This window comes from Verrucomicrobiota bacterium (assembly GCA_027622555.1).
Lineage (GTDB): Bacteria > Verrucomicrobiota > Verrucomicrobiia > Opitutales > UBA2995 > UBA2995.
In genome coordinates this window covers 1-10,214 of sequence record JAQBYJ010000028.1, presented here as the reverse complement: position 1 = coordinate 10,214, position 10,214 = coordinate 1, and the positions used below count along the sequence as shown (strand labels likewise).

Genomic DNA, 10,214 nt, shown 5'->3' with positions numbered 1-10,214 from the left:
GATCAACTCTTTATCTTTTTTTGAGACGGTGAATGAAACGAAGTAATGGAGACCTTCGTTGTGCCAATGTTTCCAATAGGTAATCTATCTTCTCGTTAAGGCTACTCACGGCTTTATCTTCCAGCGTTTTAGGTCTTCTTTTCAGGGTGAGTTGATTCGAGAGAGGAGATTCAATTTCAGTCGCCAATATCTCAACCTTTAACCATTGGATTTGCCCGGTTTCTATTTCTGGTAGTGGAGCAAACAGCAACTGAGGATCATGGGTCAAGCTCCAGAATTCTTGTCCATCTTCCGTTTTGGCTCCTAGGCTCACGCCATTTGCCTGGCAGGTAACCTGAGATGCTTCATGAGGATTCCATTCAAAAACGGGAGCCTGATTAGCGTCCAGCAATGACCAGGATTTTATAAAGTAGGTGCCGGGGTATTGCCCAGGGTCAAGTCGAAGCCATTCCATGGGTTGCGGGGGAGAAAACGGAATAAGCCAGATATGTCTCTTCTGTCCACTATACCAAAAACGAAGTGATCCCAGTTCCAGCTTTTCAGGTTCCTGTGGATAGTAGACCTGCATTTCCAACAGAGTCTGAGGCACCCGCCTCTTGGTTCCCTCCACATTGTTCTGTGCTGAACGAACGTTTATTAAGTAGTCTCCGATTTGTTCAGCTTCTTTACTCGGTTTCTTAATCGTAGATAATTCTATTTCCAGTGCTTTAACCGCATTCTCAACCTGATTCCCGGAGGACCGTGAAAGCGTGTTTTGGGGTAGTGCAATTATCTCCTCATAGAATTTTGCCAGCTGAGACGTGTTTTTTGATAAATCGAACCATTCCTGCCCGGCTATCTGACCTGCTTTGGCAATCGTCTTGGCCAATTCGGCGTTTGAAAACAATTCCTGGCAGCGGGCTGCAATTTCTTTCGGGTTGGATTCTTCGAGCAGCAAAGCCTGTTTCCCGTGGATTAACCTTTCTCCCAGGTTCGTTCGGGTCGTCACCAGAGGTCGACCGAGGCAGAGAAAATCTGGAAGCTTGGATGGAAGACGATATGCATTGTACTCATTAATGCGGCCGGGTTGCACTACGACATCTGCCAATTCGATCAGACGCCATACTTGATCTCGCGGTAAGTATCCAACATCTCTAATCCATTGGTTGGCACCTGCCGGGATGGACTTTCGTGTCTCCCCATCAGGGAAACCGGTTTTCATGAGAATCGTGGGAGTCCCGTGTTCATTGAGAAGATGAATAGCAGTGTAGAGATCGCAGAGATCCTCCTTGTTGTGGCCAGATGCGCCTCCAGGGTAGGTGATTATTTTGAATGCTTCTGGTATCCCGAATGTATTTTTATGGAATTTTGGTTCCTGGTTTTTCTTTGCAGCACGTAAATCGAAACCAGGTTCCAGAATGTGAATCGGTTTCGCCTCAGGTAATGTTCTGGAAAGACTTTCGGTTATTACCGTAAATGCGTCGGCTAGTCCTATGAACCACGGTCCATGCAGGGGATCTGTTCTACTTAGGACTTCTTCTTTATTTAACGGAGAATCGCTTCGAATGGCTTCTTCGTTATCTTCCAGATGGATGATGCACCGTGTCTCAATGGTCTGATTAAGTTTTTCGAAAAATTGCCGAACAATCTCTCTAGGCGTCCAGACATGGACGATATCCGGACCAGTCCCATTAAACCGCTTTGGATTTCCGAGCATGTCCTCGTACGAAAATACGGGAACTTCCTGGTGAGGGAAAAAGAAGAAAGTGGGATCCAGTTCGGGTAAAGTTATGGCGACTTCGTGTCCCAGCTTTTTAAGTTCCGCAGCAAATGGGCCAATATGATTCATGCTGTTTGCGGCGAAGGTACCATAGTGCACAAAGAGAATATTCATACTAGCAAGCTGGGTAGGATCTAGGAGACATAAGGCAAATTTGGTGATTACGGTCTGGTCATCAATTTAAAGATGTGAATTTATGTCTGGATTAATTTGTAGGCGCTACCAATTTTCTCATTTTAAATTAATGACTGAAGAGACTAAAGAAATACATCCGGATTTTTCAGGGTTACTCCCCCGGAACCTTAAAGAGACTCATTTGAACCAACGTGGCCATGTGTTCTGGTTTTACGGCCTGTCTGGCTCCGGTAAGAGTACATTGGCCTATGCTCTTGAAAAGCAATTGTTTGCCGAGGGTTTTTTTGTGCAGGTTTTGGATGGTGACAATGTGCGCACAGGTCTGAACAGCAATCTCGGATTCTCGGATGAGGATCGTTCAGAAAATATTCGCCGGATTTCTGAGGTGGCAAAGTTGTTTGCGCAGTCCGGTGTCATTACGCTGGTTTCTTTCATAACGCCCAAAATCGAACTGCGGGAACGAGCGAAGGCCGTTATCGGAGAGAAGGACTTCACCGAAATTTTTGTGGAAGCGTCGTATGAAACGTGTGCGGAGCGGGATGTAAAAGGGCTTTATGCGAAAGCGAAATCCGGTGAGTTAAAGCAATTTACGGGAAAAGACTCGGCATTTGAAGCTCCTGTATCGGACAAAGTTATCACTGTTAACACAGAGCTGTCCGGTGTTGAAGACTGTTCAGCTGCGCTGCTGCAAAACATCCTCCCGCTAATCCAATTTTCCGAATAATGCCACATTGGTTATAACCATGGACTACCGACTAAGTCATATCAAACAACTGGAATCCGAAGCGATTTTCATCATGCGAGAAGTCGCGGCTCAGTTTGAGAATCCTGTGTTGCTCTTCTCTGGCGGCAAGGACTCGATCGTGATGCTGCACCTGGCCTTGAAGGCGTTTCACCCGGCCAAACTTCCGTTTCCGTTGCTCCACGTTGATACGGGGCATAACTTTCCGGAGACTATAAAGTTCCGCGATGAGCTCTTGGAAAAGCTCGGGGAACGGCTTATCGTGAGATTGGTTCAGGATTCCATTGACCAAGGCAAGGTGACAGAAGAAAAGGGAGTCAACGCCAGTCGCAATCGGCTTCAGATAGTTACGCTCTTGGATGCAATCGAAGAATTCAACTTTGATGCGTGTTTGGGAGGCGCCCGTCGGGACGAAGAGAAGGCCCGGGCCAAAGAGCGTTTCTTTTCACATAGAGACGAGTTTGGTCAATGGGATCCGAAAAATCAGCGTCCTGAGTTATGGAACTTGTTTAACGGGAAGAAGCACTTTGGTGAGAATTTTCGGATATTTCCCTTGAGCAACTGGACGGAGCTGGATGTTTGGCAGTATATCCTTTGGGAGCAGATTGACCTTCCGCCTATTTACTTTTCTCACAAGCGGGAAGTCTTTAACCGGCAGGGCGTTTTACTGGCCAAGTCCGAATTTGTAACCCCGTCGGATAGTGAACCGGTGGAGGAGCGAGTTGTGCGTTTCAGAACGGTGGGTGATATGACCAATACCGGCGCCGTGGAATCTCCCGCCAATTCTGTTGAGGACATTGTGGTAGAGGTAGCTGCAGCCCGTGTGACAGAGCGGGGTGCGCGAGCCGACGATAAACGTTCGGAAACTGCGATGGAGGACCGAAAGAAAGAAGGATACTTTTAATTTTTCCCATGGAATCAGACATACAAGACACGAATATGGACCTACTGCGCTTTACCACGGCGGGTAGCGTCGACGATGGTAAGAGTACGCTGATCGGGCGATTGTTGTACGACAGTAAATCGATCTTTGAAGACCAGTGGGATGCTGTCGAAGTCTCCTCTAAAAAGAAGGGCGATGAAAATGTTAACCTTGCCCTATTAACAGACGGTTTGAAAGCGGAGCGAGAGCAAGGCATCACGATCGATGTCGCTTACCGCTACTATGCTACTCCGCGCCGCAAATTCATTATAGCTGATACACCTGGTCATATTCAGTACACGCGAAATATGGTAACGGGTGCCTCGACCGCAAATTTGGCCATCCTTCTTGTCGATGCGCGAAATGGAGTGATCGAGCAAACGTGCCGACATGCCTTTATTGCCACGCTTTTACAGATCCAGCACATAGTAGTGTGTGTAAATAAAATGGATCTCGTGGATTGGGATGAAGCGGCATACCGCAAAGTTGAGTCCGATTTTAGAAAATTTGCATCCCGTTTGGATTTAGCCGATGTCCGGTTTATTCCTATAAGTGCTTTACTTGGAGACAATGTCGTCGATCGTTCTAAGAATATGCCCTGGTACGGGGGATCGCCACTATTGGAAACGCTGGAAACGGTTTACATCGGAGATGCTCAAAATCACGTGGATGCTCGATTTCCGGTCCAATGGGTCATACGGCCTCAATCAGCCGAACATCACGATTTCAGGGGTTATGCCGGGCGTATTGCCAGTGGTGTTTTCAAGCCAGGTGATGAAGTCACGGTTTTGCCTTCTGGATTCAATAGTCGGATAAAATCTATCCATTCAATGGATGGAGAACAAAGTGAAGCCTTTGCTCCTCAATCGGTTTCGATGCTTCTTTATGATAACATCGACATCAGTCGAGGGGATATGATTGTTAAGCCCAACAATAAACCTAACGTGGGCCAGGATATCGAAGCCATGATTTGTTGGTTCTCAGATAACGAGACCTTGCGTCCAGGAAGTCGGTTTTTAATGAAACATACCACTAAGGAAGTAAAGGCCATCGTTCGCGAATCCCGCTACAAAGTGAATGTTAACACCTTGCATAAGTTGGAGGGCGATCCTGAGTTCAAATTGAACGAAGTGGGTCGTATCAGTCTGAGGGTTTCAGCACCACTGTTCTACGACAGTTATAAAAATAACCGAACGACTGGAAGTTTCATACTGGTTGACATAAATACCAATGCCACCGTCGCTGCGGGAATGATTATTTAGTCAGTCGGGTTAACCGAGGCTTTCGTCCCTTCACCTGCGATCCGAGTCGTTTTGTTTGGGAGCGCGGAGAATAAGGGCGCGGAGAAGGGAGAATAAGGGGAAGGAGAATAAGGGGACACACCTTGGATCTTGACAAAATTCGAGGGGGAGAATAAGGGGACACACCTTGGATCTTGACAAAATTCGTTGATTTGGTTTTCTCCTTTCTGCATGGCGAGAAAAGCACGAGTAGAGTATGAGGGAGCCTGTTATCACGTAATCAACCGCGGTAACTTCCGTCAGAATATTTTTACTGAGCCTGGAGCTGCTGAGTCTTTTGAGAAGGCACTTTTTGAGGCCATTGATAAGTACGGCTGGAAGCTGAGCGCGTATGTGATCATGAGCAATCACTTCCATCTGGCTCTGGAACTGATGGAACCAAATCTCAGTTTGGGAATGAAATGGCTTCAGGGGACCTGGGTGATGAGAAACAATCTTTTCCTCAAGCGCGTAGGCAGACCGTTCCAGGGTCGCTATAAGTCGATTCTCATCGAACCCGGTGTGCTCAATAACGTGGTTTCTTACATTCACCTCAATGCAAGGCGTGCGGGCCTTGAAAAGAAGGGAGAGATAGGGAGTTATCGCTGGAGCAGTTTACATTTATTGCCGAATAGACGAATGCGCCCAGTCAATCTGCTGCCCGACGAAGCTTTAATTTCTCTGGGAGGACTGAAAGACAGCGGCTATGCCTGGAAAAAGTATTATCAATACCTGGAAGCCCTGGCAGAAAATGAACCGCGTCAACGGGAGCTTGAGTTTGAGAAGTTGAGCAAAGGTTGGTGCCGTGGTAGTCAGACGTTTCGCAAAGAGCAGTTGAAAAGCCTGAAAGACAAGGAATCATTTCTGGACAGAGCCAAGTTGAATAAAGTGGGCAAAGCTGACTTGAGAGACTTGGCCGAATCTATATGGGAAGATCGACTGGAACAGTTTGCGAAAGACTTTGGAATCTCTTTAAACCAGCTTGGCACCCTGAAGTCGGACCCACAAAAAGTGATATTGGCGACGCTCATGAAAAGACGTACGTCAGCGAGCAATGGCTGGCTCGCCGCACGGTTAAAGATGGGGCATCCCGCGAGTGTCAGCCAGTTTGTCGGTAGATTTTCCCGTGGAGAAAGTCCGGAGTGGAAGCAAGTGGAGGTTTATTTGTCGAGATCCAAGGTATGACCCCTTTTTTGAGGATCGGAGTGGAAGCAAGTGGAGGTTTATTTGTCGAGATCCAAGGTATGACCCCTTTTTTGAGGATTTTTGGACCGGTGGTAGTCCCCTCGGGCAAAGAATTTTTCTAGCCAAGCGTATAGGATGATGAAGATATAGCGGCTGCCCATCTCCTTGATTTTAAACTTTGCGGATCCACTCTTTCGATTTTGCCAGGTGATCGGAATTACGGTCCAGGAGTAACCACGTATGATTGCCTTCAGAGGCAGTTCAACTGTCAGATTAAAATGCGGAGACAGCAGTGGTTGGCATCCATCGATGACCTCTTTTCTGTAGGCCTTGAAAGCATTGGTGGTATCGTTCAGACGAATACCAAACATCATTTGAATGAACTTGTTTGCGAACCGATTCAGTAGAAATTTGAAAGTAGGATAGTCCTTGATCTCTCCTCCTTCTACAAACCGACTGCCGAAAACACAGTCATGGCCTTCATTAAGTTTGTGCCAGTAGCGAACGACGTCTGCCGGATCGTCTGATTGGTCGGCCATAAAAATCACAACGGCATCTCCGGACATTTTCGAGAGTCCAAACTGAATAGCATTCCCGAATCCAGGGTCGCCGGTATTCTTCACTCCCCGAATTTCCGAATGTCCTTCCTGCATTTCTGTCAGAATCTTCCAGGTATTGTCCGAGCTATGGTCATCCACCACTACAATCTCGAAAGCAATTCCCTTAGGTCGCAGTGCGGCAAAAAGATTTTGCAGGGTCTCCTTGATGCACCCTACCTCATCCTTGGCTGGGATAATTATTGAAAGGAGTTTGATTGATTCGGGCATATAACGTTTTGGCAAAGTTAGTTAGAAGAAAGAATCTTCCTGTCAAAGTCCAGAAGTTGGAGTGCCGATTTCCTTAAAAAATATTATACCCTGGAAACTCATTGCGCATGATATCATTTGTAAGCCGCTGAAAGCTTGATTTAGATGGTGCTCAGATTTTTAAGAATTCCCCGATTAGGACTTGGAGGTGTCCGGGAAATCATTATTGAAACCATGACGGCCTCTCGCAGGTTCGAATTGAACCTCATGATTCAGAACCTTATAATTCAGGAACATTTCTGGACTTGAATCACAATCTGTACTATCCAAATTAAGAATCAAAGAAAACGATTACCGATAGTGGACAGACTACAGTGCATAATTGGAGGACATGAACGAGGTGGAACGACTCTATTTATAGAAATCTTAAAAAACCATCCATTAATCAATGGAGGCTTTGAGTGTGGAATGTTGATGTGGGACAGTCCTATTAACTTTATCAATTCAGGCATTTATTGGGATATCTTCAAAAGAACATGGTGTAATAGTGATCAGGCCCAAGCAATCAAAGTCTGCTCAACTAAAAGCTTTAATGAATCCTGTAATCTGCTTCATCAATTGAGAGCTTACCCGGAAGACGTTAAGCTCTTTTACAAATGTCCTGCTTACATGCGACACTTGGACCAGGTCTTAGCACGATGTTCTTCCCCGAGTATTATTGTTTCAAGAGATCCGAGAGGGCTCTTTTGGTCCAGATGTAAACATCAGGATATTCTACCAGGGGACTTGGGAATTGATGAATTCTGTAACCGATACAACGATTACGCGAATTCACTCGAACTAGCCCTTAGAAAATACAAGGAAAGAATTCTTGTTGTACGGTTTGAAGATTTCTGTGAAGCGCCACACTATTGGGGCGATATTGTCTTCAATTACCTTGGTTTGGATTTTAAAAGGTCTTACGTCGATGGATTTACTAACAACCGGAAGTCATATAGCGTACACGGCGGGAGCATAGATAAATCTTATTGTTACGAATGGAAGAACCAGTTCAGCTCGCACCAAATAGATCGAATTCTTAAAAATACGATCGAGCACAAACAATTCTGGATAGATCCATCTTGAAAACTACTGCATTCTTTTTTTTGAAATATGGAATAGAATGCAAGAAGTTAAGCAAAGGTAGAACTTTTTCGTTGGAGAACTCCCGACCACAATCCAAATGGGTACTCCTGCTTACCTCAGAACTTCAAGGAGATTTTCGAGCCTCTCTTAGATACGTCCCTACTCATCTCTGGAGGGAATGACGATGGATAAAAGTTGTATTGGTTCAGGCACTTTTTCTGAGAAGCAGGAATGAGTCATCGGATTTACCAGGCCCAATTTTGAATATCAATTGCAAATTCCAATGGACAAGGTCTTTACGGCATTTCTGCCGTTTCTACATCCCAATGGACTTAATCTCTTGATTTCTTTCCCTGCTTCTTCATGGGTAGTTACTTCACCAATAATCCTATATGCAATCAGTCAGAAAACGCTTAAAAGCTGGGGAAACCCTAATTGGAAGTTGGATCAACTCGGGGAGTCCTGCAATTGCCGAGCTTATGGCAACAACGGGATTCGACTTTTTATGCATCGATGCTGAACACTCCGCAGTTGATCTACCACAAATTCAGCAAATGTTTCAGGCGATGCATTCGGGGAATCCAAATTGCGCCAATGTAATCAGACTGCATGGAGTCGATTTTTCGTTTGTTAAACGTTATTTGGATGCTGGTGCCCAAGGTATTATTGCGCCTCTGGTTATGAATCGTTCGGACGCTGAGTTACTTATAAGAGCTACCAAATATCCTCCTATGGGTGATCGGGGAGTCGGATTTTGCAGGGCGAATCAATATGGAATGAATTTGGCGACCAATGTGGTGACTGCAAACGAAGATATTTTTGTTGCCGTTCAGATTGAACATATCGACGCCGTAGATTGCATCGACGATATTCTTGAAGTTGAAGGAATCGATGCGGTTTTTGTTGGCCCGTATGATCTCTCCGCTTCGATGGGGCTTACTGCCCAGTTCGATCATCCCGACTATATTGCTGCCAGAACGCGTGTCCTGAATGCTTGCAAGGCGAAAGGGATTGCCCCTGGGATTCACGTCGTTCCACCTGATGCCGACTTGTTCATTGAACAGAATCAAGAGGGGTATAAGCTTATGGCGTACAGCTTGGATATTACCATGATCCTTGAGTCCTGTAAAAGTGCTCTCTCAAAAATTCGCGCTTCTTTCTAATCAGCTAGACTTTAGAAAAAAAATCTGACCTTTATTATGTCCGAAACCTACAAGACCGTAGCCCTTTTACCTATGAAAGCTCACAGTGAGCGTGTTAAAGGCAAGAATTTCAGGAATTTCGCGGGTAAGCCATTATTTAGATGGATCCTTGATACGCTTCTTACAGTAGAAGAGATAGACAAGATTGTTATCAATACGGATGCCCGAGATATCCTTGCTGAGAACGGCTTAACAGATTCGGATAAAGTGCTGATCAGAGATCGTCCACCTGAAATTTGTGGCGGACATATCAGCATGAACCTTGTAATTGAGGACGATCTTCAAGCGGTCGATGCAGAGACTTTTGTTATGACCCATACAACAAATCCGCTATTAAGTTCAGGAACTATTAGATCAGCCATTCAAGCTTTTCAGTTAGGTGTCGCGGAAGAAGGCAAGGATAGTTTGTTTACCGTTAACGAGTTTCAGACAAGGTTTTACCGGAAAGATGGATCGGCGGTAAACCATGACCCTGATAACCTCCTCCCAACTCAAGAACTGGAACCGTGGTATGAGGAAAATTCCAACCTCTACATTTTCACAAAAGACTCGTTTAACTCAACCAAGGCCAGAATTGGTAAACAGCCTGTCTTGTTTCCTACTCCCACGCTGGAGTCGGTGGATATCGATAATGCCACCCAGTGGAGGATTGCTGAGATAATCGCCTTGGCGGAAATGCTGGTGCAAACCGCATACCCGCCGGTTTCTTAGTTTAAGAAAACCGCATTTACTTTTTCTGATGGACATCCTGAGCCGTTTTCTGGGGTTAAAAAAAGGCGCTGGCAGCAGTCAATCCGAAGAAAGAAATACGGAGAAGTTCAAGAATCTGCAGAATGCCTTCAAGGGCAGTCGATGCTTCGTAATGGGCAATGGTCCAAGTCTTAACAAGACGCCATTGGAAAAATTGGAGGGAGAGTACGTGTGGGGCGTAAACAAGTGTCATTTGCTTTATGATCGAATTTCTTGGAGGCCGTCTTTTTATTGCGCGGTTGATCACAGGGTAACACCTGATATTGCGCCGGATATCGACCGACAATCACTCGAATTGCCGGAAACTT

The 10,214-nt window shown here is 45.7% G+C and carries 9 protein-coding genes; 7 read left to right on the top strand and 2 right to left on the bottom strand.

The window, feature by feature from the left end:
- Positions 1 to 10: 10 nt before the first annotated feature.
- The gene (locus O3C43_09450) at positions 11 to 1,873 is read right to left on the bottom strand and encodes a glycosyltransferase family 4 protein (protein MDA1066714.1); all 1,863 of its coding nucleotides are present in this window, start codon (positions 1,871 to 1,873) and stop codon (positions 11 to 13) included.
- A gap of 130 nt (positions 1,874 to 2,003) precedes the next feature.
- Between O3C43_09450 and cysC the strand changes: the two genes are divergently transcribed.
- The 4 genes from cysC to O3C43_09430 all read left to right on the top strand — a co-directional run bounded on the left by cysC (position 2,004) and on the right by O3C43_09430 (position 6,023).
- A complete protein-coding gene (gene cysC, locus O3C43_09445; protein ID MDA1066713.1) occupies positions 2,004 to 2,618 on the top strand; it encodes an adenylyl-sulfate kinase in 615 nt (204 codons plus the stop codon).
- A gap of 19 nt (positions 2,619 to 2,637) precedes the next feature.
- On the top strand, positions 2,638 to 3,540 hold the full coding sequence (gene cysD / locus O3C43_09440) for a sulfate adenylyltransferase subunit CysD (GenBank protein ID MDA1066712.1): 903 nt from the start codon (positions 2,638 to 2,640) through the stop codon (positions 3,538 to 3,540).
- 8 nt (positions 3,541 to 3,548) lie between these two features.
- Entirely contained in the window at positions 3,549 to 4,820 is a 1,272-nt protein-coding gene (locus O3C43_09435) for a GTP-binding protein (protein ID MDA1066711.1), read from the top strand.
- A 210-nt stretch (positions 4,821 to 5,030) separates the two neighbouring features.
- On the top strand, positions 5,031 to 6,023 hold the full coding sequence (locus tag O3C43_09430; GenBank protein MDA1066710.1) for a transposase: 993 nt from the start codon (positions 5,031 to 5,033) through the stop codon (positions 6,021 to 6,023).
- Positions 6,024 to 6,061: 38 nt separating this feature from the next.
- On the opposite strand, the gene O3C43_09425 is transcribed toward O3C43_09430, so the two are convergent.
- On the bottom strand, positions 6,062 to 6,850 hold the full coding sequence (locus tag O3C43_09425) for a glycosyltransferase family 2 protein (GenBank protein MDA1066709.1): 789 nt from the start codon (positions 6,848 to 6,850) through the stop codon (positions 6,062 to 6,064).
- A 1,496-nt stretch (positions 6,851 to 8,346) separates the two neighbouring features.
- On the opposite strand from O3C43_09425, the gene O3C43_09420 reads away from it, so the two are divergent.
- From O3C43_09420 to O3C43_09410, 3 genes are all read left to right on the top strand, one after another.
- Positions 8,347 to 9,117 (top strand): aldolase/citrate lyase family protein, encoded by a 771-nt coding sequence (locus O3C43_09420; protein ID MDA1066708.1) that lies wholly within the window; start codon positions 8,347 to 8,349, stop codon positions 9,115 to 9,117.
- Between the two features lie 36 nt (positions 9,118 to 9,153).
- A complete protein-coding gene (locus O3C43_09415) occupies positions 9,154 to 9,867 on the top strand; it encodes an acylneuraminate cytidylyltransferase family protein (GenBank protein MDA1066707.1) in 714 nt (237 codons plus the stop codon).
- A gap of 28 nt (positions 9,868 to 9,895) precedes the next feature.
- Positions 9,896 to 10,214, top strand: a 319-nt coding sequence (locus O3C43_09410) for a hypothetical protein (GenBank protein MDA1066706.1), incomplete at its 3' end; no start/stop codon positions are given.